Source organism: Streptomyces sp. NPDC048659 (genome assembly GCF_040650575.1).
In the GTDB taxonomy this organism is placed as follows: domain Bacteria; phylum Actinomycetota; class Actinomycetes; order Streptomycetales; family Streptomycetaceae; genus Streptomyces.
Genome location: NZ_JBEZHM010000032.1, coordinates 25,226 through 46,805, shown reverse-complemented (window position 1 = coordinate 46,805; position 21,580 = coordinate 25,226). Strand labels below are relative to the sequence as shown.

The window sequence follows — 21,580 nt, the reverse complement described above, 5'->3', positions numbered from 1 at the left end:
GACCGGCGGACCGGGGGCGCGATCCGGCCAGGCACACTTGCCCCTATGCGTCTCCCCCTGCCCAGGCCGCGCAGCCTCGCCGGCCAGCTCTTCGCGATGCAGGTCGTCGTGATGGCCGTCGTCGTCGCGGGGTGCGCCGTCTTCGCCTACCTCACCGACCGGAGCCAGGCCGAGGAGACCGCGCGCCGCCAGTCGCGGGCGACCGCCACCGCCGTGGCCGACTCGCCCTCGGTGGCGGCGGCGGCCCGCTCCGCCGACCCGAGCGCGCTGCTCCAGCCCTACACCGAGGCGCTGCGGCGGCACGCGGGCGTCAACTTCGTGACGATCATGGCGCCGGACGGCACCCGCTGGACGCACCCCGAGCCCGACCAGATCGGGCGCACCTACCTCGGGCACACCGAGCGGGCGCTGCGCGGCGAGACCTTCTCCGAGACCCACCTGGGCGTGCTCGGCCCCTCGGTGCGCACGGTCGCCCCGGTCTACGCCGGGGGCCGGGTGGTGGCCCTGGTCAGCGCCGGGATCACCATCGAGAAGATCAGCGAGCAGGTGCACGAGCAGGTCGCCGCGCTGCTCGGGATGGCGGGCGCGGCCCTCGCGCTCGGCGGCGCCGGCACGTACGTGATCAACGCCCGGCTCCGGCGGCACACCAAGGGCCTGAACGCGAAGGAGCTGAGCCGGCTGCACGACTATCACGAGGCCGCGCTGCACGCAGTGCGCGAGGGCCTGGTGATGCTGGACGGGCAGCGGCGGATCGCGCTGATCAACGACGGGGCGCGGGAGCTGCTGGGCCTCGGCCCGGACGCGGTCGGGCGCTCGGCGGCCGAGCTCGGCCTGCCGGCGCCGCTCACCGGGGCGCTGCTCTCCTCGGAGCCCCGGGTGGACGAGCCGCACCTGACGGACGAGCGGGTGCTCGTCGTCAACACCCGCCCGGTGGTGGGCGGGGAGCGCCGGGGCACCGTGGTCACCCTGCGGGACCGCACCGAACTCCAGGCGCTCACCGGCGAGCTGGACTCGGAGCGGGGCTTCACCGAGGCGCTGCGCTCGCAGGCGCACGAGGCGGCGAACCGGCTGCACGCGGTGGTCTCGCTGATCGAGCTGGGCCGGACCGAGGAGGCGGTCGGCTTCGCGACGGCGGAGCTGGAGCTGGCGCAGGCGCTGACCGACCGGGTGGTGAGCGCGGTCGGCGAGCCGGTCCTGGCGGCGCTGCTGCTGGGCAAGGCCGCGCAGGCCAACGAGCGGGGGGTGGAGCTGGTGCTGACCGAGGACAGCCGGATCGACGACGGGCTGCTGCCGGAGTCGCTGGCCGCCCGGGACCTGGTCACGATCCTGGGCAATCTGATCGACAACGCGGTGGAGGCGGCGGGCGGCGCCCCGGCCGCGCGGGTGACGGTGACGGCGCTCGCCGGGGACGGCGAACTCCTGCTCCAGGTCGCCGACTCGGGGCCCGGGGTGCGCCCCGAGGACCGGGCGGCGGTGCTGGACCGCGGCTGGTCCACCCGGGGGCCGGGCCGGGGGCTCGGCCTCGCGCTGGTGCACCAGGCGGTCACCCGGGCCGCCGGGACCCTGACGCTGGACGGATCGCCGCTGGGCGGCGCGGAGTTCACGGCCCGGCTGCCGCTGGGCCCGGCCACGGCACGTGAGAACAGGGCGGAGGCGGGCGCGTGACGCAGCGGATCAGGGTGCTGGTGGTCGAGGACGACCCGGTCGCGGCGGACGCGCACGCGCTGTACGCGGGGCGGGTGGCGGGCTTCACCGTGGTCGGCGTGGCCCATTCGCGGGCGGCGGCGGTCCGGCTGCTGGAGCGGACGCAGGTGGACCTCATCCTGCTCGACCTCTATCTGCCCGACGGGCACGGGCTGCAACTGCTGCGGGCGCTGCGCGCGGCCGGGCACGGGGCGGACGTGATCGCCGTGACCTCGGCGCGGGACCTGGCGGTCGTCCGGGAGGGGGTGTCGCTCGGGGTGGTCCAGTACGTCCTGAAGCCCTTCGCCTTCGCGACCCTGCGGGACCGGCTGACCCGGTACGCGGAGTTCCGGGCGACGGCCGGGGAGGCGTCCGGGCAGGACGAGGTGGACCGGGCGCTGGCGACGCTGCGCGCCCCGCAGCCGGCCACCCTGCCGAAGGGGCTGAGCGCCCCGACGCTGGAGGCGGTGACGCGGAGCCTGCGGGACACCGCGGCGGGGCTGACGGCGGCGGAGGCGGGCGCGGCGGTGGGCATCTCGCGGATCACCGCCCGCCGTTACCTGGAACATCTGGTGAACGAGGGGCGGGCGGCCCGCGCTCCGCAGTACGGTCAGATCGGGCGGCCGGAGCTGCAGTACCGCTGGCTGAGCGGTCCGGGCGGCGCCGGGCGGGGCCGCTGAGCGGGCTCGGCGGCTCCCGGGAAGCCCGGTGTCCGCATATCGGTGGATGGGTCACCGATTACCGATCGGTTCCCATGTTCCTACGATCGTGAGGATTTGGGCGAACACACCGTAGCCAGCGCTCACCCCGCGCTTCTACCGTGGCTGCGTGCACCAGCCCCCCTCCCCGCCCTTCAACGCCCTCGCCGCGCGCCGGCTGCGCGAGGGCCTCGGCATGGCCCCCGGGCATGTCTCCTACGGCCTGCGGGCCCAGTACGGTCTCGCCGTCGCCCCGGACACCGTCGTCGCCTGGGAGCGCGGCCGGAGCATCCCGAGCCCGCAGGAGCTGACCGCGCTCGCCGGGGTCCTGTGGTGCTCCCCGGCCGAACTGCTGGCCGCCGCCGGCACCCTGCGCGAGCACCGGATGGCCCGCGGCCTGGCCCCCGAGGACCTGGCCCGGCGGGTGGGCCTGGACCCGTCCGCGTATCTGCGCATGGAGGAGTCGGGGCAGTGGCGGGGCAACGACCGCCAGACCGCCGCGCTCGCCCTCCAACTCGGCCTGGGCCCGCGCGCGCTGATCACCGCGACGGGCGGCGACGAGAAGCTGGCGGGGCTGCTGCGGGACGCGGCGACCACCCGTTGGCAGGCGTATGTGAAGCCGGTGGTGAAGCTGGTGCCGCTGCCCAAGAAGGACGTCGAGCGCGCGCTCCAGCGGCTGCACGGCGACTACCACGCCCGGATGACGGCCAGCAGCAGCTGGGGCGCGTCGGGTTCGACGGGCCAGGAGGGGCACGCGTACCTGGACGGGGTCACGGAGCACTTCTGGGCCGCCGTCGGCCCGTAGCCCACGCGCGGTTCCCGGCCCGTAGATTGGCGCCGTGACACGACACGTGACCTTCGACCGGCTGCACAACTTCCGTGACCTGGGCGGCTATCGGACCGCCGACGGCGGGACCGTGCGGTGGCGGACCCTCTACCGTTCCGACTCGCTCGCCAAGCTGGCGGGCCCCGGCGCGGGGGCCGACCTGGAGCGCTTCCGCGCGCTGGGCGTGGCCACCGTGATCGACCTGCGCTACCCGTGGGAGATCGCGGCCAAGGGGCGCCACCCCGAGGGCGAGCCGCAGGCGTGGCACAACCTGAGCGTCGAGCACCGGCCGTACGACCAGGAGGCGATCGACCCGGCGCTCGACCCCTGGCGCTACCTCGCCGACCGCTTCGCCGAGGTCGCCGAGGACGGGGCGGCCGAACTGCGGGAGGCGCTGGAGCTGATCGCCGGGGCACCGGGGCCGCTGGTCTTCCACTGCGCGTCCGGGAAGGACCGTACGGGGCTGCTCGCCGCGCTGGTCCTGGCGCTGCTCGACGTGGACGACGCGCAGATCCTGGCGGACTTCGCGCTGACCGGGCTGGCCACCGAGCGGCTGGTCGGGGACTGGAAGGCGGCGCACCCGGGGCGGGAGCCGCGCTGGCCGGGGTACGGGCGGGCGCCGGAGGAGGTCATGCGGCTGGTCCTCGCGGACCTGCGGGCCCGGTACGGCTCGGTGGCGGCGTACGCGACGGGGCACCTCGGCCTGGATCCGGCCGTGCGGGCGGCCCTGCGCACCCGGTTGGTGGAACCGGCGCCCGTGGGCTGAGCCGGGCTCAGGTCCGGTCGAAGCTGAAGAGCTGGCCGCGGGCGTCCGCCGCGCAGGGCGCCTGGGTGAGCCGGGACCAGGCGGCCCTGGGGTCACCGGCGACGGTGACGCAGCTGCCGGGGGTCGCGGAGCCGGCCGGGACGACGCGGTAGCCGGTGACGGGGGTGCCGTACGGCTCCAGGGTGAAGCGTTCGACGCGGGTGGGGTCGCCGCACTCGGAGTCCTCCAAGGCGGCGTACGGTATCCGGCCGCCGGCGGGGATGCCCGCGCAGCCGGCGGGGACGTCGGGGTGGACCGACACGATCCGCCAGTGGCCGCCGTCGAGCCGCTTCAGCTCGTAGCCGGGGGTGTCGGCGCCGTCGCAGGGGCGCTGGTAGACCTGCCCGTCGCCGCTGCCGCGCCGCTCGCCGAGGCAGAGTCCGGAGCCGGTCGCCCGGATGTGCACGGGGCCCTCGGCGGGGGCGGTGAGCGCCGGGCGGTGCGGGTGGGCGGACCGGGGTTCGTCCCGTACGAAGGCGACGACGCTGATGGTGGCGAGGACGAGCCCGGCGACGGCGACGCCGACGACGACGGCCCGCCCCACCCGGGCGCCTCCCCCGTCCGGCGGCTCCGCGGGCTCCGGAGCCGCCTCCTCGACGACGGGCCAGCGGGGCGGCTCCCCGTCGCCGGAGGGGTCCGCAGGGTCCGGTGCGCTCTCCCCCGTCGTCATGGCGCGGCTCCCCCTCGTCGGTCCCTGTCCGGGACATGTCCCGGACAGGCTCCAGCCTTGTTGATCGCGCCACAGGGCTCAAGCATGGATTCGGCCCCGATCGTCCACGGGGGACGATCGGGGCCGGGGGTGTCCGGGACAACTCGGGACCTTGGTCCCGTCCTCGGGGGCCGAAGGGCCGGGCCGAAGGGCCCTCGCCGGACCGGGGGGCCGGGCGGGGCCGGGGGCCGTCAGAAGACGGACTCGGCCTCGCGCATCCGGTCCTCGGGGACCGTCTTCAGCCGGGTGACGGCCTCGGCGAGCGGGACCATCTCGATGTTCGTGCCGCGCAGGGCGGTCATCCGGCCGAAGTCGCCCCGGTGGGCGGCCTCCACCGCGTGCCAGCCGAAGCGGGTGGCGAGCACCCGGTCGTACGCGGTCGGGGTGCCGCCGCGCTGGACGTGGCCGAGGATGACCGGGCGGGCCTCCTTGCCGAGGCGGCGCTCCAGCTCGACGGCGAGCTGGTTGCCGATGCCCTGGAAGCGCTCGTGGCCGAACTGGTCGATCTCGCCCTTGCCGTACTCCATGGAGCCCTGCGCCGGGTGGGCGCCCTCGGCGACGCAGATGACGGCGAACTTCTTGCCGCGCGCGAAGCGCTCCTCGACCATCTTGACGAGGTCGTCGACCTGGAAGGGGCGCTCGGGCAGGCAGATGCCGTGGGCGCCGCCGGCCATGCCGGACTCCAGGGCGATCCAGCCGGCGTGCCGGCCCATCACCTCGACGACCATCACCCGCTGGTGGGACTCGGCGGTGGTCTTGAGGCGGTCCATGGCCTCGGTGGCCACGCCGACGGCGGTGTCGAAGCCGAAGGTGCGGTCGGTGGAGGAGATGTCGTTGTCGATCGTCTTCGGGACGCCGACGACGGGCATCCCGGCGTCCGACAGCATCCGGGCGGCCGTCAGGGTGCCCTCGCCGCCGATCGGGATGAGGACGTCGATGCCGTACTTCTTCGCCAGTTCGGGGGCGGACTCGGCGGCCTCGCGGAGCCGGTTCCGCTCCAGGCGGGCCGAGCCGAGGATGGTGCCGCCGCGGGCGAGGATGCCGCTGACCGCGTTGAGGTCGAGCGGGCGGTAGTGACCGTCGAGGAGGCCCTTGAAGCCGTCCTCGAAGCCGATGACCTCGTCGTCGTGCCCGGTCAGCGCGCGGTGCACGACCGACCGGATCACTGCGTTCAGGCCGGGACAGTCGCCGCCTGCGGTGAGAACTCCGATGCGCATCGTGCTGTGTCTCCTGCTCGGTGAGTGGTACGTGTGAGCCTCGTCGATTCTCACACGGCGGGGCTCGGCGGCGCGCTCGCTGCTACTCCGCGCGCCCGGTGTCGCCGGGCCTTCCGGGGCCTTTGGTCCCACCCTTTCGGGCCCTCCGTCCGGCGGGCGGCCTATCCAGCCACAGAGGTATTGTCAAGGGGGCAATGCCACCCTAACGGTGCTTTTTGAACACACTCGATTGACGCGAGGGGTACTCGCGTGAGTGGCACCCGAACGACACTCGACGGAACCTCGGTGGCCCCCACCGGACCTCGACCGACATCAGGAGACGACGGCGTGACGCGCAGCGTGTACGTGACCGGGATCGACCGCGGGGACGGCCGTCAGGTCGTCGAGCTGGGAGTCATGGAGCTCCTCACCCGCCAGGTGGACCGGGTGGGGGTGTTCCGTCCGCTGGTGCACGACGGACCCGACCGCCTCTTCGACCTGCTGCGGAGCCGCTACCGGCTCAGCCAGGACCCCTCCACCGTCTACGGCATGGACTACCACGAGGCCAGCGACCTCCAGGCCGAGCGGGGCACCGACGAGCTGGTCTCCCGGCTCGTCGACCGCTTCCACGCCGTCGCCCGCGACTACGAGGTCGTCCTCGTCCTCGGCACCGACTTCGCCGGCACCCAGCTCCCCGACGAGCTGGCGCTCAACGCCCGGCTCGCCAACGAGTTCGGCGCCTCGGTGATACCGGTCGTCGGCGGCAAGGGCCAGACCGCCGAGTCCGTACGGGCCGAGACCCGCAACGCCTTCCGCGCCTACGACGGGCTCGGCTGCGACGTCCTCGCGATGATCGTCAACCGGGTGGCCGGCGACGACCGCGCGGTCATCGCCGAACGGCTCGCCGCGCGCCTGCCGGTGCCCTGCTACGTGCTGCCCGACGAGCCGGCCCTCGCCGCGCCCACCGTCGCCCAGATCACCCACGCGCTCGGCGCCTCCGTGGTCCTCGGCGACGACGCCGGGCTCGCCCGCGACGCCCTCGACTTCGTCTTCGGCGGCGCCATGCTGCCGAACTTCCTCAACGCGCTGACCCCCGGCTGCCTGGTCGTCACCCCCGGCGACCGCGCCGACCTGGTCGTCGGCGCGCTCGCCGCGCACTCGGCCGGCACCCCGCCGATCGCCGGCGTGCTGCTCACCCTCAACGAGCGCCCCAGCGACGAGATCCTCACCCTCGCCGCCCGCCTCGCGCCCGGCACCCCGGTCATCTCCGTACCGGGCAACAGCTTCCCCACCGCCGCCGAACTCTTCGCCCTCGAAGGCAAGCTGAACGCGACCACGCCCCGCAAGGCGGAGACGGCGCTCGGCCTGTTCGAGCGGCACGTCGACACCGCCGACCTGCTGCGCCGGGTCTCCGTCGCCCGCAGCGGCCGGGTCACCCCGATGATGTTCGAGCACGAGCTGCTCGAACAGGCGCGCGCCGACCGGCGCCGGGTGGTGCTGCCCGAGGGCACCGAGGAGCGCGTGCTGCGCGCCGCCGACGTGCTGCTGCGCCGCGACGTCTGCGACCTCACCCTGCTGGGCGACGTCGAGACGATCCGCAAGAAGGCCGCCGACCTCAGCGTGGACCTCGGCGACACCCAGCTGATCGACCCGCAGACCTCCGAGCTGCGCGACACCTTCGCCGAGAAGTACGCGGCGCTGCGCGCCCACAAGGGCGTCACCGTGGAGCTGGCGTACGACGTGGTGTCGGACGTGAACTACTTCGGCACCCTGATGGTCCAGGAGGGCCTCGCCGACGGCATGGTCTCCGGCTCGGTGCACTCCACCGCCGCCACCATCCGGCCCGCCTTCGAGATCATCAAGACCAAGCCGGACGCCTCGATCGTCTCCTCGGTCTTCTTCATGTGCCTGGCCGACAAGGTCCTCGTCTACGGCGACTGCGCCGTCAACCCGGACCCGAACGCCGAGCAGCTCGCCGACATCGCCGTGCAGTCCGCCGCCACCGCCGCCCGCTTCGGCGTCGACCCGCGGATCGCGATGCTCTCCTACTCCACCGGCACCTCCGGCTCCGGCGCCGACGTCGACAAGGTCCGCGAGGCCACCAAGCTGGTCCGCGAGAGCCACCCGGAGCTGCGGATCGAGGGCCCGATCCAGTACGACGCCGCCGTCGAGCCCTCCGTGGCCGCGACCAAGCTGCCCGGCTCCGCGGTGGCGGGCCAGGCCAGCGTGCTGATCTTCCCGGACCTCAACACCGGCAACAACACGTACAAGGCCGTCCAGCGTTCGGCCGGCGCCGTCGCCGTCGGACCGGTCCTGCAGGGCCTGCGCAAGCCGGTCAACGACCTCTCGCGCGGCGCCCTCGTCAGCGACATCGTCAACACCGTCGCCATCACGGCGATCCAGTCCCAGAACCCCGCCCAGGGTCAGGAGCTCCCCGCATGACCAGCACCCCCAGCCCGGCCCCGACCCGGGTCCTCGTCCTCAACTCCGGCTCCTCGTCGCTGAAGTACCAGCTGCTCGACATGAAGGACGGCGGCCGGCTGGCCGTCGGCCTGGTCGAGCGGATCGGCGAGGAGACCTCGCGGCTCGCGCACACCCCGCTGCTGGGCGGCGGCGGCGCCAAGCGCGAGAAGAACGGCCCGATCCCCGACCACGCGGCGGCGCTCAAGGCGGTGGCCGAGGAGCTGGCGGCGGACGGCCTCGGCCTGGACTCCCCCGAACTGGCCGCGATCGGCCACCGGGTGGTGCACGGCGGGCTCCGCTTCACCGCGCCGACGGTCGTCGACGACGAGGTGCTCGCCGAGATCGAGCGGCTGGTGCCGGTGGCCCCGCTGCACAACCCGGCCAACCTGACCGGCATCCGCACGGCCCAGGCGCTGCGCCCGGACCTGCCGCAGGTGGCGGTCTTCGACACGGCGTTCCACACCACGATGCCGGAGTCGGCGGCCCGCTACGCGATCGACGTGGAGACCGCGGACGCGCACCGCATCCGCCGCTACGGCTTCCACGGCACCTCCCACGCGTACGTCTCGCGCGAGACGGCGAAGCTCCTCGGCAAGGCGCCCGAGGAGGTGAACGTGATCGTCCTGCACCTCGGCAACGGGGCCTCCGCCTCCGCGGTGGCCGGCGGGCGCTGCGTGGACACCTCCATGGGGCTCACCCCGCTGGAGGGCCTGGTCATGGGCACCCGCTCGGGCGACATCGACCCGGCGGTCACCTTCCACCTCAAGCGGGTGGCGGGCATGTCGGCGGACGAGATCGACGTCCTGCTCAACAAGAAGTCCGGGCTCGTGGGGCTCTGCGGCGACAACGACATGCGGGAGATCCGGCGCCGGGTCGACGAGGGCGACGAGCGGGCCGCGCTCGCCTTCGACATCTACGTACACCGGCTGAAGAAGTACATCGGGGCCTACTACGCGGTGCTCGGCCGGGTCGACGCGGTCGCGTTCACCGCCGGGGTCGGCGAGAACGCGGCCCCGGTGCGCGAGGCCGCGATCGCCGGACTGGAGGAACTGGGCCTGGCGGTGGACGCCGAGCTCAACGCCGTACGTTCCGACGAGCCCCGGATCATCTCGCCGGTCTACGCCCGGGTGGCGGTGGCCGTGGTGCCCACCGACGAGGAGCTGGAGATCGCCCAGCAGAGCTACGCGCTCGTGCGGGGAACGGCGCTCGGCGAAGTGAACGCCTGAGCGACCCCCCGCCCATTTGTACTTTCCACCAGACGGAATATTCCGCCGTGAAACAAACCGATAGGATCAGCTCCATGCGCCGTTCCAAAATCGTCTGCACGCTGGGCCCCGCCGTCGACTCCTATGAGCAGCTGAAGGCTCTCATCGAGGCCGGCATGAACGTGGCCCGTTTCAACATGAGCCACGGGACCCAGGCAGAGCACCAGGAGCGGTACGACCGCCTCCGCCGCGCTGTCGCGGAGACCGGCCGCCCGGTCGGCGTGCTCGCCGACCTCCAGGGCCCCAAGATCCGTCTGGAGACCTTCGCCGAGGGCCCCGTCGAGCTGGTGCGCGGTGACGAGTTCACCATCACCACCGAGGACGTCCCGGGCGACAAGTCCATCTGCGGCACCACGTACAAGGGCCTGCCCGGCGACGTGTCCAAGGGCGACCAGGTCCTCATCAACGACGGCAACGTCGAGCTCCGCGTCGTCGAGGTCGTGGGCCCGCGGGTCAAGACCGTCGTCATCGAGGGCGGTGTCATCTCCGACCACAAGGGCATCAACCTGCCCGGCGCGGCGGTGAACGTCCCGGCCCTGTCCGAGAAGGACGTCGAGGACCTGCGCTTCGCGCTGCGGATGGGCTGCGACATGGTCGCGCTCTCCTTCGTCCGCGACGCCAACGACGTCAAGGACGTCCACAAGGTGATGGACGAGGAGGGCCGCCGGGTCCCCGTCATCGCCAAGGTGGAGAAGCCGCAGGCGGTCCAGAACATGGCCGCCGTCGTCGACGCCTTCGACGCGGTCATGGTCGCGCGCGGCGACCTCGCGGTGGAGTACCCGCTGGAGAAGGTCCCGATGGTGCAGAAGCGCCTCGTGGAGATGTGCCGCCGCAACGCGAAGCCGGTCATCGTCGCCACCCAGATGATGGAGTCGATGATCACCAACTCCCGGCCGACCCGCGCCGAGGCGAGCGACGTCGCCAACGCGATCCTGGACGGCGCGGACGCGGTCATGCTGTCGGCCGAGTCCTCGGTCGGCGCGTACCCGATCGAGACCGTGAAGACGATGTCGAAGATCGTCGTCGCGGCCGAGGAGGAGCTCCTCTCCAAGGGCCTCCAGCCGCTGGTCCCGGGCAAGAAGCCGCGCACGCAGGGCGGTTCGGTCGCCCGCGCGGCCTGCGAGATCGCGGACTTCCTGGACGGCCGGGCGCTGATCGCGTTCACCCAGTCCGGCGACACCGCCCGCCGGCTGTCCCGCTACCGCGCGGCCCAGCCGATCCTCGCGTTCACGACGGACGAGTCGACCCGCAACCAGCTCACCCTGAGCTGGGGCGTGGAGGCGCACCTGACGCCGTTCGTGGAGACCACCGACGCCATGGTCGAGCTGGTCGACGCCGAGCTGCTGAAGCTCCAGCGCTTCAACGCCGGCGACACGATGATCATCACCGCCGGTTCGCCCCCCGGCATCCCGGGCAGCACCAACATGGTCCGGGTGCACCACCTCGGCGGCGGCGAGCGCGACTGACGTCACGACGGAGCCCCCGTCCCTCCGGAAGGAGGGACGGGGGCTCCGTCGTGTGCGGGTGCGCGGCTGTTCAGCTGCGCTCCACGGTGTTGCGCAGGCCCGGCACCTTGAGGGTGCCGCCGAACTGGCCCGCCTGGGTCACCTTGGCGTTCGAGAAGAACGCGAAGGGGACGTTGAGCGGCGGCGGGCTCTCGGGGCTGAAGGTGACCGGGATGATGCCGAAGAGGTTGCCCTTCAGCTGCTCGGTGTACATGGTCACGGTGCCCTTGCGGATGGTCGAGGTCGAGCCCCTGTCGGAGCGGACGTGACCGGTGTAGCCGTCGGAGTGCGCGGTGAGCTGGTGCAGGTCCTTGATGTCCACCTCGTCCGCGGTGAACTTGAGGACCTTCTTGGTCTTCCCGCTGCCCGTCTTCACCTCGACGATGCCCTTGTAGTCCAGGCCGCGCAGGGTGAGCAGCGAGGTCTCCAGGAGCCACGGCTCGTCCGGCAGCAGCGGGATGCCCGGCTCCAGCCGCGCGTCCGCGAGGGCCTGCGGGTCGGGCTCGGGGCAGGGGAAGCGCGGCTTGGCGCCCTCGGGGATGTCCTCGTCCTTCTTGGCGTCGAGGCCCTTGGCGGACTCGGGCAGCTCCTCGGTCTTCGCGCCGGCCTTGTCGGCGGCGGCCTTGATGGCGGCCTTGGTCTTCTCGGTCTCCTTGTCGGCGGCCGAATCGCCCTTGCCGCCGGTGCCCGTGCCGCCCGTGCCCGTCTTGGGCGGGGGCGTCTGCTTCGGGGCGTCCGTGGCGGTCGCCGTCGGCGCGGGCGCGGCCGGGGAGGTGGTGGCGGTCGGGCCCGGGGCGGGCGCGGTGGTCTTGCCCGCGCCGCCGAACAGGTCCTTGAGCGCGTCGCCGAGGCCCAGCGGGTCGAGCGGGTTGACCGACTTGGTCGCCGTGGGCGTGGGCACCGGCGCGGGCGGGGCCGTCGTCGTCTTGGCGGCGGGCGACCGGGTGGCGTCCGGCGCGGGCGCTCCGGCGTCGCCGGTGGCGGTCGGCGCCGGGGTGGTGGCGCCGGGACCGGGCTTCGCCGTGGAGTCGGCGCCCTCGCTCGCGCTCGCCGTCGGGTCGGGGCTCTCGCTCGCGTCCGGCGTGCTGCTCGGCCCGGTGGTCGGCTCGTCCGAGCGGGTCACGCACGGGCCGGGCGCGAAGGGGATGTCCTTGTCGTCGGCGAGGGCCAGCCTGGGTGTGAGGCCCATGCCGACGAGCACCGCGGTGGGCATGGCCGCGAGGGCCATCGCCTTGCCCGCGGGGACGTGGATCTTGTTCAGCAGCGACTTGCGCGGGGCCGCGTGGCGCGGTCCTCCCGGCGCCGGTGCCGCCGGCTGTGTCTCGTCACCCCGCACTGTTCCTCCCGCCATCGGCTTCGATCGTCGTCTCGGCCGCGGACGCCGCGGGACCCTGCTGCGGGATCACGGGCTGCGTCGTGCCGTCGTGCGTGTGCGTGTGCGCGTACGGGTCCGGCGTGGCCGCCTCGTACCGGTCCGCGGGCTCCTGCCGCGCGGTGTCCGCCTCGGGTTCGCGGGGCGGTGGCGCGGGGGCCCAGGCCACCGACATCCCGCCGCCGACGAGGGCGAAGAAGAAGCCGATGACGAGTCCGCCGAAGTTCGACACGGGGATGGAGACCAGTGCGAGCACGATCGCCGCGACACCCGAGAAGACCCGGACGAGGGGCTGGAACCACATGGTCAGGCCGAGCGTGATGAGCAGGACGCCGATGATCAGCGCGCCGGCGCCGGCCGTCGTCTTCATCGCGAGCGTGACGTTGCCGAGCCGCATGTCCCCGTACGGGAGGTAGGCGATCGGTACGCCGCCGATCATGGTGAACAGGCCCGCCCAGAAGGGCCGGGTCTGCCGCCAGACCTTGAACCGGTTGTCGTGGGGGACTCCGCTGGAAGCAGTGGACTCGGCGCTCATGGAAACAGCTCCCTGGAAGCGGTGGTGCTGAAAGAAGGTGGTGAGGGGGGCGCGCTGCCAAACGGGTGGGGGCCGTGGCCGTACGGGACGGCCCCGCACCCTGGATACGTCAGTCCTGGACGGACCTCGGCATCAGTAGCACTCGACCCCGGCGCCCTTGCCCCGCTTCAGGGAAAGGTCGAGGTTCGGCAGCTTGAAGGTGGCGGCCGTGGTGGCCCACGCCTTCTGGTGGACGTCGCTGAGCTTGGCGTCCTCCGCGCGCTGGCCGAAGCCGTACGGGTTGGCCTTGGTGCCCGGCTGGATGCCCGGCTTGCCGTCCGCCTTGGCGAGCTTGCCGGCGGCGACACCGATGTCGATGTTGCCGAACTCGGCGTCGGCCTTCAGCTCGGAGACATCGAGGTAGATGTCCTTCGCGTAGACCGGCTTCTTGTCCTCGGTGCCGGCCTTCAGCACCAGCGTCACGTCACCGACGAACGGGACGTTCGGCGTCACGACGGACTGGCACATGTTGCTGATCCATGCCTCGGAGAAGCCGGACACGGCGACCGGAGCCGCGAAGTCCTTGCCCTCCAGGTCCTTGCCGCCGTCCACGCTGCCGTACTGGACGAAGTCCTTGCCGACGAGGGTGTCGGCCTTCACCTTGAACTCCTGGCCGGAGATGCTGAAGGACGCGGCGAGCGCGCCCTGGGCCAGGCCGACACCGATCGCGGCCGTCGCGGCCACGCTCGGCACCATGACGACGGCGAACCGCTTCCATCTGGTCCCGCCACGAACCTGGGACTTCATGAGAATTCCTCCTTCTCGGACGTACATCTCAGGATGGGCCCCGGGCCCGTCCTGGGATGGGAGAAGCGTTACGTCCTCGGGAAGGGGAGCGCCGAGGGCTCAGGCGGCACGACGCGCGTCCGAATCACCGGCGGTCACCCCCGAGCGACAACCACTGGCCACGCCGTGCGCGCGGCCGGATTGGACAGGCCCTGCCGGTCAGAGCAGGAACCCCCCTGTCCACGGCCGACGGCACCGCCGCCGGCCCGCCCGGTGGGGACCCGCTGCCACTGGTGCGGCATCGGACCGAGCGTGGCCGATCGTGGTCCATTCGGAGCGCCCGCACAAGGGGGTTCGTTACTCGCTAGTAACGGCCAGATAACCGGAGCCCGACGGGCAGCCGCCGAACCGGCACGCAGGGTGCCGCCATGTGACGGGACAAAAGACGAGGAGAAGGAAGAAACCCGGACAGAAATCCGGGTTCGATTTACTGCAAGTAACAGCGACCGCGATTACCAAGTTTTGGTAAAGCGCGGTCGCCGTTTGTCACCGTGTCGCCAAATCGTCCCCGTCCGCACGGGGTGATTTGGAGATCCGGGCTAGTACAGGGCCCTCGCCAGGGCCTGCCGGGCCGCCGTCACCCGGGGGTCGTCGGCGCCGATGACCTCGAAGAGCTCGAGGAGCCGCAGCCGCGCCGCGGTCCGGTCCTCGCCGGCCGTCCGGCGGACCGCGTCGATCAGCCGGCCGAAGGCGTCCTCGACGTGACCGCCCACCAGGTCCAAGTCGGCGGCGGCGATCTGCGCGGCGACGTCACCGGGGGCGTCCGCGGCGGCCTTGCGCACCGCGTGCGGGTCCATCGACTGCACCCGGGCGAGCAGTTCGGCCTGGGCGAGGCCGAGGCGCGCCTCCGGGTGCTCGGGGTCGTCCGCGAGCACGTTCTTGTACGCCTGGACGGCACCGGCCATGTCCCCCGCGTCCAGCGCGGACATGGCGGCCTCCAGGAGGGCGTCGTACGGGCCGACCGGCGCGGCGGCGGGCTCGGCGCCCTCGGCCGCCGGGTCCACCTGGATGCCCGTCAGGCCGAAGCGCTCCTCGGCGACCAGGACGAGCTGGTCGAGGGTCTCGCGGATCTGGGCCTCGGGGGCGGCGCCCTGGAAGAGCGGCAGCGCCTGACCGGCGACCACCGCGAAAACGGCCGGAATTCCCTGGATGCCGAACTGCTGCATCAGCATCTGGTTGGCGTCGACGTCGACCTTGGCGAGCAGGAAGCGCCCGTTGTACTCGACGGCCAGGCGCTCCAGGAGGGGGCCGAGCTGCTTGCAGGGCTCGCACCACTCGGCCCAGAAGTCGATGACGACCGGGACCTCGGCGGAGCGCTGGAGCACGTCGTGCTCGAAGCCCGCCTCGTCGACGTCGATCACCAGGGCGGAGGGCGCCACTGCGGGCGTCCCGCCCTGCCGGGCGGCCTCGGCGCGCGCCTGCTCCGCCTTCGCCTTGGCCTCTCCGGCCGCCTTCACCGCGGCGAGGTCGACGACGCCGCTCATGGACATGTTTCGGGGCTGCATGGGTACATCCTCCCCCCTCCGCGCGCGTAACCGGTAAGCCATGGCTGATCCGTGCCGTCCGGGGCGGGGCGGCACGGATCGCTGTCCGTTCACGCCGGGTCCCCACCCGGCGCCGTGGTTGTCGCGAGCCGGCCCCTGAAAAGCCTTTCGCTACGGGTCGTAGCGTAATCCTCGGGCCCGGAACGCGGGGTGGAGCGGGGGGTGAACTGGCTCACATCGCGGCCCCCTGGCGCAATACCTACCGGCGGGTATGGTCGGGCCCCATGTGCAGCCGCCCCCGCTCCCCCGCCCGATCCGGACGCCCCCGTTCCGCCGAGGCCGACACGGCCATCCTGGAGGCGACCCGGGCGGCCCTGGTGGAGCTGGGCTGGTCCAAGCTGACGATGGGCGACGTCGCGACCCGGGCCGGGGTGGCCAAGACCACCCTCTACCGGCGCTGGGCCAACAAGAACGAACTCGTCGTGGACGCCGTCGCCGTCCTCTTCGACGAACTCGAACTCCCCGACCTGGGTTCCCTCCAGGCCGACATCGCCCATGTGGTGCTCCAGTTCGCGGCGCTCCTGGAGCGCCCCGAGACCAAGACGGCCCTGATGGCGGTGGTCGCCGAGTCCACCCGCGACGAGCCGCTGCGCGAGCGCATCCGCGGCTCGATCGTGGACCGGCAGAAGCGGCTGGTCCTGGCGGGCCGGCAGCGCGCCCAGGAGCGGGGCGAACTCCCCGGCGAGCGCGACCCGCTGGCGGTGGCGGCCATCGACGACCTGATCTTCGACGTGGTCGCCGGGGCGGTGGTGCACCGGGCGCTGGTCAGCGCGGAGCCGGTCGACGAGCCCTGGGTGAGCCGCCTGACCGCCCTCCTCCTCGGCGGCCTGGCGGCGACGGCGGAGCAGTAGCGGAACGCGCCGGGGCGGCAGCCGGACACGCCGGAGCGCCCCCGCACACCGTGGTGCGGGGGCGCTCCGGCGCGCGGCGGCCCGGACGGCGCGGACGGCGCGGACGGCCCGGACGGCGCCTAGAAGCCGGCCGGCTCCGTGTAGACGCCCCACTCCTCGCGCAGCACGCCGCAGATCTCGCCGAGCGTGGCCTCGGCCCGTACCGCGTCCAGCATCGGGACGATCATGTTGGAGCCGTCCCGGGCGGCGGCCAGCATCGCGTCCAGGCAGGCGGCGACCTTCGCGTCGTCGCGGCGGCCCTTGCGCTCGCCGAGCGCCCGGACCTGCTCCCACTCGACCTCGTGGCTGACCCGCAGGATCTCCAGGTCGCCGGTGACCGAGCCGTGGTGCACGTTGACGCCGACGACCCGCTTCTCGCCCTTCTCCAGGGACTGCTGGTAGCGGAAGGCGGACTCGGCGATCTCGCCGGTGAACCAGCCGTCCTCGATGCCGCGCAGGATGCCGGAGGTCATCGGGCCGATCGGGTGCCTGCCGTCCGGGTGGGCGCGCAGCCCGCGCTCCCTGATCTGGTCGAAGATCTTCTCGGCGTCGGCCTCGATCCGGTCGGTGAGCTGCTCCACGTACCAGGAACCGCCCAGCGGGTCGGCCACGTTGGCCACCCCGGTCTCCTCCATGAGCACCTGCTGGGTGCGCAGGGCGATCTCGGCGGCCTGCTCGCTGGGGAGGGCGAGGGTCTCGTCGAGGGCGTTGGTGTGCAGCGAGTTGGTGCCGCCGAGCACGGCGGACAGGGCCTCGACGGCGGTGCGCACCACGTTGTTGTACGGCTGCTGGGCGGTGAGCGAGACGCCGGCGGTCTGGGTGTGGAAGCGGAGCCACTGCGCCTTGTCGGTCTTCGCCCCGTACACCTCCTTCATCCAGCGGGCCCAGATCCGGCGGGCGGCGCGGAACTTGGCGATCTCCTCGAAGAAGTCGAGGTGCGCGTCGAAGAAGAAGGACAGGCCGGGCGCGAAGACGTCCACGTCGAGGCCGCGGGAGAGGCCGAGCTCGACGTAGCCGAAGCCGTCGGCGAGGGTGTACGCGAGCTCCTGCGCGGCCGTCGCCCCGGCCTCGCGGATGTGGTAGCCGGAGACCGAGAGCGGCTTGTACGCGGGGATGCCGGCCGCGCAGTGCTCCATCAGGTCGCCGATCAGGCGCAGGTGCGGCTCGGGCTGGAAGAGCCACTCCTTCTGCGCGATGTACTCCTTGAAGATGTCGGTCTGGAGCGTCCCGTTGAGCACGGCCGGGTCGACGCCCTGGCGCTCGGCGGCGACCAGGTACATGCAGAAGACCGGGACGGCGGGGCCCGAGATCGTCATGGAGGTGGTGACGTCGCCGAGCGGGATGTCCTTGAAGAGGACCTCCATGTCGGCGGCGGAGTCGATGGCGACGCCGCAGTGGCCGACCTCGCCGAGCGCGCGCGGGTCGTCGGAGTCGCGGCCCATCAGGGTCGGCATGTCGAAGGCGACCGAGAGCCCGCCGCCGCCGGCGGCCAGGATCATCTTGTAGCGCTCGTTGGTCTGCTCCGCGTTGCCGAAGCCGGCGAACTGGCGGATGGTCCAGGTCCGGCCGCGGTAGCCGGTCGGGTGCAGGCCCCGGGTGAAGGGGTACTCACCGGGCCAGCCGATGCGCTCGAACCCCTCGTAGGTGTCCCCGGGGCGCGGGCCGTAGACCGGCTCCACGGAGTCGCCGGAGAGCGTGGTGAAGTCGGCGTCGCGCTTGCGGGCCTTGTCGTAACGGGCCTGCCAGCGACGGCGGCCTTCCTCGATGGCGTCAGCGTCCATGCTTCAAATTTACTAGGACGTCCTAGTAAATGTCGATGGGAAACCCCCGCACATCCGTGCGGGGGTGAGGCGGGCCCGGGATCAGACCTTGACGGCCGGGGCCGCCGCCGCGTCCGCCATCCGCGCGCGGGCCTCGCGGGTGACCTTCGGCTCGACGAAGAACGAGGCGAAGGGGATGCAGCCGGCGGCCAGCACCCACACCAGCTTGCCGAGCGACCACTTCGCCTTGGACCCCAGGTCGAAGGCGAAGAGGACGTAGATGATGAAGAGCACGCCGTGGATCTGCGAGATCAGCATGGTGTCGCCGACCTTGAACACGTACTTGGCGATGATCGCGCCCGTGAAGACGAGGAGCCAGATCGCGGTGGCGTAGGCCATCACCCGGTAGCGGGTCAGCACATTCTCTTTCATGGCCACGAGCGTATCGGCACGTTCCGGGCGATCTTGCGCCGGGTCCCCGCCCGGCCGCCGCCCGCTCCCCGCCCCGCTCAGCCCTCGTCGAAGTCCTCCGCCGCGACCCGCAGCGGGCGCAGCATCGCGAAGATCTCGCCGCACTCCTCCGCGTCGTACGCGCCGAGGCCGAAGTCCATCTCCATCAGGTCCCGGGTGGCCGCCTCGACCACCTCGCGGCCCTTGTCCGTGATGGTGGCCAGGGTGCCCCGGCCGTCGTTCGGGTTGGGGCGCTTGGCGACCAGGCCGGACTTCACCAGGCGGTCCACCGTGTTGGTGACCGAGGTGGGGTGCACCATCAGCCGCTCGCCGATCTTCGACATCGGCAGCTCGCCCGCCTTGGAGAAGGTCAGCAGCACCAGCGCCTCGTAGCGGGCGAAGGTCAGCCCGTACGGCTTGACCACCGCGTCCACCTCGCCCAGCAGGATCTGGTGGGCGCGCATGATCGAGGTGATCGCGGCCATCGAGGGGACCGGCCCCCAGCGGCGCTGCCAGAGTTCGTCGGCGCGGGCGATGGGGTCGAAGGGGAGACTGAGCGGCTTCGGCACGCGTCGACCTTACCCACCCGTCATATGACGGTCAGCCGCGTCTCGCCTTTCGGTCGCCTTCACCTCCAGGACCAGTCCCAGCACGCACAGCGTCGCCAGCACGCCGGTCCCCGCGACCACCGCGTGCACGGGGACGAACTCGGCGGCGAGCCCGGCGCCCGCCATGCCGAGCCCCTGGACCGTCATCATCCCGGCGGTCATCAGGGTCATCGCCCGGCCGCGCAGCTCCTCGGGCACGGCGGCGACGAACCAGGCGTCCAGACCGAGGCTGTACGCGCCCGCCGCCCCGGCCACGAAGAGCGCGGCGACGGCCAGGGCGAGCCCCGGGCGCAGCGCGTACACGAGGAACGGGAGGAAGCCGGTGAGCAGCAGCGGGTGGACGATCCGGGCGCGGGCGGCGGCGCTGAGCGCGGAGCCGGCCAGCAGCTCGCCCGCGATGGTCCCGGCGGGGACGGCGCACATGAGCAGGCCGAGGGCGGCGGAGGAGACGCCGATCTCGTCGGCGTAGGGGGTGGCGAGCGCCTCGGGCACGACGAAGAAGAGCGGCGGGACCCAGAAGAGCAGCATCAGGGCGCGGATCCGGCGGTCGCGCAGGACGCCCCAGGTGGCGCCGATGCCCTCGCGGCGCTCGGGGGCGCGGGCGGGGCGGCGGGCGGTGCCGAGGCGCAGCAGCAGCGCGGAGGCGAGGAAGGTGCAGGCGGTGACGGCGATGGCGCCGCGCGGGGTGAGCATGGTGAGCAGCAGCCCGCCGACGCCGAAGCCGGCGAGGAGGGCACTCTGGGAGACGATCCGCAGCAGCGAGCGGCCGAGGACGAAGAGGTCGCCCTCGCCCAGGATGTCGGCGAGGGTGGCGATCCGGGTGCCGTTGAAGACGGGGGCGACGGCGGCGACGGCGCAGCGCAGGACGAGCAGGGCGGCGACGGGGGTGGCGGGCAGCACCATCAGGGCGACGCAGCCGGCGCAGACGAGGTCGCAGACGACGAGGACGCGGCGGGGCGGGAAGCGGTCGGCGACCCCGGCGAGGAGGGTGCCGCCGAGGAGGTAGGGCAGGAAGCCGAGGGCGAAGGTGAGGGAGGAGAGGAGCGGGGAGCGGGTGAGGTCGTAGACGAGGACGGTGAGGGCGAGCTCGCTGACGACGACGCCGAGGAGGGAGAAGAGGTGGGCGACGAAGACGAAGCGGAACTCGCGTACGGCGAAGACGGCGGCGTATCCGGGGGACGCGGGCGGCGCGGGCGCGGGCGCTGCGGGGTCCGGCCCGGCGGGCGCGGGCGGGGCGGGGGCGGGCGCGGGGGCCGCGCCGGGCTCCCGGGTGTCGTTCGTGGACATGCCAGGAGCGTGCGGCCGGCGGCGCCGGGGTCCTAGACTTTCGGGCTCAGCCGAATCTTCCGGGCCGGAGGCGCGCCCCCATGCCGTACCACCTGCACTTCGGCGAGGCGGATCCGCTGCGCATCCGCTTCGCGATCTCGCCCCTGTGGGAGACGCACTGCGCGGTACGGGTGCTGGCCCGGCCCCGGCAGCAGGGGTACCACCTGCCGTGGCTGCGGCGGATCAGGGAGGCGGCGGCGGGGGTGGACCTGGCGCCGCTGCACCTGCTGATGCCGGTCCAGGGGCACAGCCCGGACTTCCTGTACCCGCCGCCGATCGGGCCGACGGCGACCTTCGAGCGGGAGCTGGCGGCGGTCCGGGCGACGGATCCGGCGCTGGTCCTGGACGACGTGCGGCGGGCGCTGGCGGAGACCCCGGGGGCGGCGGACAGCGCGGAGGGGCGCCGGATGCTGGCCGATCCCGCCGGGGCGCTGGCGCGGCTCACGGGGCTGCTGGAGCGGGCCTGGGAGGCGCTGGTGGAGCCGGAGTGGCCCAGGCTGCGGGCGCTCCTGGAGGCGGATGTGGCGTACCACTCGCGGCGGCTGGCGGAGGGCGGCCTGGAGCGGCTGCTGGCCGAGCTGCACCCGGCCTTCGCGTGGGACGAGGAGCGTTCGACGCTGACGGTGGCCTACCGAGGGGAGCACGTGCGGGCGCTGGACGGGCAGGGGCTGGTGCTGCTGCCCTCGGTGTTCACCTGGCCGGACGTGGTGAGCGGCTTCGATCCGCCGTGGCAGCCGACGGTGGCGTACCCGGCGCGGGGCATCGGCGCGCTGTGGACGGAGCCCCGGGACCGGACGCCCGAGGCGCTGGCGCGGCTGCTGGGGCGGGCCCGGGCGGACGTGCTGTGCGCGCTGGAGGAGCCGGCGGGAACGACGGCGCTGGCGCACCGGCTGGGGCTCGCGCCCTCGTCGGTGTCGGCGCACCTGTCGGTGCTGCGGGCGGCGGGGCTGCTGGGCGCGCGGCGGTACGGGCACCAGGTGCTGTACGAGCGGACGGCGCTGGGGATCGCGCTGGCGGTGTCGCAGCCGAGGACTGACTGACCGACATGTCAGGATGACCCCGGTCTGCCCTGTAACGCCGCTTTCGCACGCCGCCCCGCTGTCCCGACCCGAATCCCGAC

General features: G+C 73.1%; 19 protein-coding genes. 9 read left to right on the top strand and 10 right to left on the bottom strand.

Going from position 1 to position 21,580, the window contains the following annotated elements:
- Positions 1-45: 45 nt before the first annotated feature.
- The 4 genes from AB0C99_RS23565 (at position 46) to AB0C99_RS23550 (ending at position 3,973) form a co-directional block, all read left to right on the top strand.
- Positions 46-1,665 (top strand): ATP-binding protein, encoded by a 1,620-nt coding sequence (locus AB0C99_RS23565; RefSeq protein WP_362478249.1) that lies wholly within the window; start codon positions 46-48, stop codon positions 1,663-1,665.
- Positions 1,662-2,363 (top strand): response regulator, encoded by a 702-nt coding sequence (locus AB0C99_RS23560; RefSeq protein ID WP_362478246.1) that lies wholly within the window; start codon positions 1,662-1,664, stop codon positions 2,361-2,363. The genes AB0C99_RS23565 and AB0C99_RS23560 overlap by 4 nt, the downstream gene beginning before the upstream one ends.
- A 214-nt stretch (positions 2,364-2,577) precedes the next feature.
- The gene (locus AB0C99_RS23555; RefSeq protein ID WP_362478355.1) at positions 2,578-3,186 is read left to right on the top strand and encodes a helix-turn-helix transcriptional regulator; all 609 of its coding nucleotides are present in this window, start codon (positions 2,578-2,580) and stop codon (positions 3,184-3,186) included.
- Between the two features lie 34 nt (positions 3,187-3,220).
- Positions 3,221-3,973: a tyrosine-protein phosphatase gene (locus AB0C99_RS23550; protein ID WP_362478243.1), complete on the top strand. Its 753-nt coding sequence runs from the start codon at positions 3,221-3,223 to the stop codon at positions 3,971-3,973.
- A gap of 7 nt (positions 3,974-3,980) precedes the next feature.
- On the opposite strand, the gene AB0C99_RS23545 is transcribed toward AB0C99_RS23550, so the two are convergent.
- Positions 3,981-4,682, bottom strand: a complete 702-nt coding sequence (locus AB0C99_RS23545) for a hypothetical protein (protein WP_362478241.1) — start codon at positions 4,680-4,682, stop codon at positions 3,981-3,983.
- A gap of 230 nt (positions 4,683-4,912) precedes the next feature.
- On the bottom strand, positions 4,913-5,938 hold the full coding sequence (locus AB0C99_RS23540; RefSeq protein WP_362478238.1) for an ATP-dependent 6-phosphofructokinase: 1,026 nt from the start codon (positions 5,936-5,938) through the stop codon (positions 4,913-4,915).
- 327 nt (positions 5,939-6,265) lie between these two features.
- Between AB0C99_RS23540 and pta the strand changes: the two genes are divergently transcribed.
- The 3 genes from pta (at position 6,266) to pyk (ending at position 11,111) form a co-directional block, all read left to right on the top strand.
- Positions 6,266-8,359, top strand: a complete 2,094-nt coding sequence (gene pta, locus AB0C99_RS23535) for a phosphate acetyltransferase (protein WP_362478235.1) — start codon at positions 6,266-6,268, stop codon at positions 8,357-8,359.
- Complete coding sequence (locus AB0C99_RS23530; RefSeq protein ID WP_362478232.1) at positions 8,356-9,606, top strand: acetate kinase; 1,251 nt, start codon at positions 8,356-8,358, stop codon at positions 9,604-9,606. Before pta ends, AB0C99_RS23530 begins: the two co-directional genes overlap by 4 nt.
- Before the next feature lie 74 nt (positions 9,607-9,680).
- A complete protein-coding gene (gene pyk / locus AB0C99_RS23525; RefSeq protein ID WP_362478229.1) occupies positions 9,681-11,111 on the top strand; it encodes a pyruvate kinase in 1,431 nt (476 codons plus the stop codon).
- Positions 11,112-11,181: 70 nt separating this feature from the next.
- Here pyk and AB0C99_RS23520 read toward each other — a convergent pair whose 3' ends face one another.
- From AB0C99_RS23520 to AB0C99_RS23505, 4 genes are all read right to left on the bottom strand, one after another.
- Positions 11,182-12,501 carry a hypothetical protein gene (locus AB0C99_RS23520; RefSeq protein WP_362478226.1) on the bottom strand — a complete coding sequence of 440 codons (1,320 nt, stop codon included), beginning with the start codon at positions 12,499-12,501 and terminating at the stop codon, positions 11,182-11,184.
- Positions 12,476-13,057, bottom strand: coding sequence for a DUF6114 domain-containing protein (locus tag AB0C99_RS23515; protein ID WP_362478223.1), 582 nt, complete (start codon positions 13,055-13,057; stop codon positions 12,476-12,478). Before AB0C99_RS23515 ends, AB0C99_RS23520 begins: the two co-directional genes overlap by 26 nt.
- Positions 13,058-13,189: 132 nt before the next feature.
- Positions 13,190-13,843 carry a DUF6230 family protein gene (locus AB0C99_RS23510; protein ID WP_362478220.1) on the bottom strand — a complete coding sequence of 218 codons (654 nt, stop codon included), beginning with the start codon at positions 13,841-13,843 and terminating at the stop codon, positions 13,190-13,192.
- Positions 13,844-14,421: 578 nt separating this feature from the next.
- Entirely contained in the window at positions 14,422-15,387 is a 966-nt protein-coding gene (locus AB0C99_RS23505) for a tetratricopeptide repeat protein (protein ID WP_362478218.1), read from the bottom strand.
- 263 nt (positions 15,388-15,650) lie between these two features.
- Between AB0C99_RS23505 and AB0C99_RS23500 the strand changes: the two genes are divergently transcribed.
- Positions 15,651-16,277: a TetR/AcrR family transcriptional regulator gene (locus AB0C99_RS23500; protein ID WP_362478215.1), complete on the top strand. Its 627-nt coding sequence runs from the start codon at positions 15,651-15,653 to the stop codon at positions 16,275-16,277.
- 119 nt (positions 16,278-16,396) lie between these two features.
- Here AB0C99_RS23500 and AB0C99_RS23495 read toward each other — a convergent pair whose 3' ends face one another.
- From AB0C99_RS23495 to AB0C99_RS23480, 4 genes are all read right to left on the bottom strand, one after another.
- Positions 16,397-18,097 (bottom strand): methylmalonyl-CoA mutase family protein, encoded by a 1,701-nt coding sequence (locus AB0C99_RS23495; protein WP_362478213.1) that lies wholly within the window; start codon positions 18,095-18,097, stop codon positions 16,397-16,399.
- An 81-nt stretch (positions 18,098-18,178) separates the two neighbouring features.
- Positions 18,179-18,508 carry a DUF3817 domain-containing protein gene (locus AB0C99_RS23490; RefSeq protein ID WP_362478211.1) on the bottom strand — a complete coding sequence of 110 codons (330 nt, stop codon included), beginning with the start codon at positions 18,506-18,508 and terminating at the stop codon, positions 18,179-18,181.
- Positions 18,509-18,585: 77 nt separating this feature from the next.
- Positions 18,586-19,095, bottom strand: coding sequence for a MarR family transcriptional regulator (locus tag AB0C99_RS23485; protein WP_362478208.1), 510 nt, complete (start codon positions 19,093-19,095; stop codon positions 18,586-18,588).
- A gap of 9 nt (positions 19,096-19,104) precedes the next feature.
- A complete protein-coding gene (locus AB0C99_RS23480) occupies positions 19,105-20,421 on the bottom strand; it encodes an MFS transporter (RefSeq protein WP_362478206.1) in 1,317 nt (438 codons plus the stop codon).
- Positions 20,422-20,501: 80 nt separating this feature from the next.
- Here AB0C99_RS23480 and AB0C99_RS23475 point away from each other — a divergent pair, with 80 nt between their 5' ends.
- Entirely contained in the window at positions 20,502-21,500 is a 999-nt protein-coding gene (locus tag AB0C99_RS23475; protein WP_362478203.1) for a DUF5937 family protein, read from the top strand.
- The last annotated feature ends 80 nt before the right edge of the window (positions 21,501-21,580 follow it).

Bases quoted from the DNA above. Each gene is read 5' to 3' on its own strand.
- AB0C99_RS23540 (WP_362478238.1), bottom strand. From the start codon at position 5,938: ATGCGCATCGGAGTTCTCACCGCAGGCGGCGACTGTCCCGGCCTGAAC.
- AB0C99_RS23475 (WP_362478203.1), top strand. From the start codon at position 20,502: ATGCCGTACCACCTGCACTTCGGCGAGGCGGATCCGCTGCGCATCCGC.
- AB0C99_RS23530 (WP_362478232.1), top strand. From the start codon at position 8,356: ATGACCAGCACCCCCAGCCCGGCCCCGACCCGGGTCCTCGTCCTCAAC.
- AB0C99_RS23510 (WP_362478220.1), bottom strand. From the start codon at position 13,843: ATGAAGTCCCAGGTTCGTGGCGGGACCAGATGGAAGCGGTTCGCCGTC.
- AB0C99_RS23490 (WP_362478211.1), bottom strand. From the start codon at position 18,508: ATGAAAGAGAATGTGCTGACCCGCTACCGGGTGATGGCCTACGCCACC.
- AB0C99_RS23520 (WP_362478226.1), bottom strand. From the start codon at position 12,501: ATGGCGGGAGGAACAGTGCGGGGTGACGAGACACAGCCGGCGGCACCG.
- AB0C99_RS23515 (WP_362478223.1), bottom strand. From the start codon at position 13,057: ATGAGCGCCGAGTCCACTGCTTCCAGCGGAGTCCCCCACGACAACCGG.
- AB0C99_RS23495 (WP_362478213.1), bottom strand. From the start codon at position 18,097: ATGGACGCTGACGCCATCGAGGAAGGCCGCCGTCGCTGGCAGGCCCGT.
- pyk (WP_362478229.1), top strand. From the start codon at position 9,681: ATGCGCCGTTCCAAAATCGTCTGCACGCTGGGCCCCGCCGTCGACTCC.
- AB0C99_RS23565 (WP_362478249.1), top strand. From the start codon at position 46: ATGCGTCTCCCCCTGCCCAGGCCGCGCAGCCTCGCCGGCCAGCTCTTC.
- AB0C99_RS23555 (WP_362478355.1), top strand. From the start codon at position 2,578: ATGGCCCCCGGGCATGTCTCCTACGGCCTGCGGGCCCAGTACGGTCTC.
- AB0C99_RS23545 (WP_362478241.1), bottom strand. From the start codon at position 4,682: ATGACGACGGGGGAGAGCGCACCGGACCCTGCGGACCCCTCCGGCGAC.
- AB0C99_RS23500 (WP_362478215.1), top strand. From the start codon at position 15,651: ATGTGCAGCCGCCCCCGCTCCCCCGCCCGATCCGGACGCCCCCGTTCC.
- AB0C99_RS23505 (WP_362478218.1), bottom strand. From the start codon at position 15,387: ATGCAGCCCCGAAACATGTCCATGAGCGGCGTCGTCGACCTCGCCGCG.
- AB0C99_RS23480 (WP_362478206.1), bottom strand. From the start codon at position 20,421: ATGTCCACGAACGACACCCGGGAGCCCGGCGCGGCCCCCGCGCCCGCC.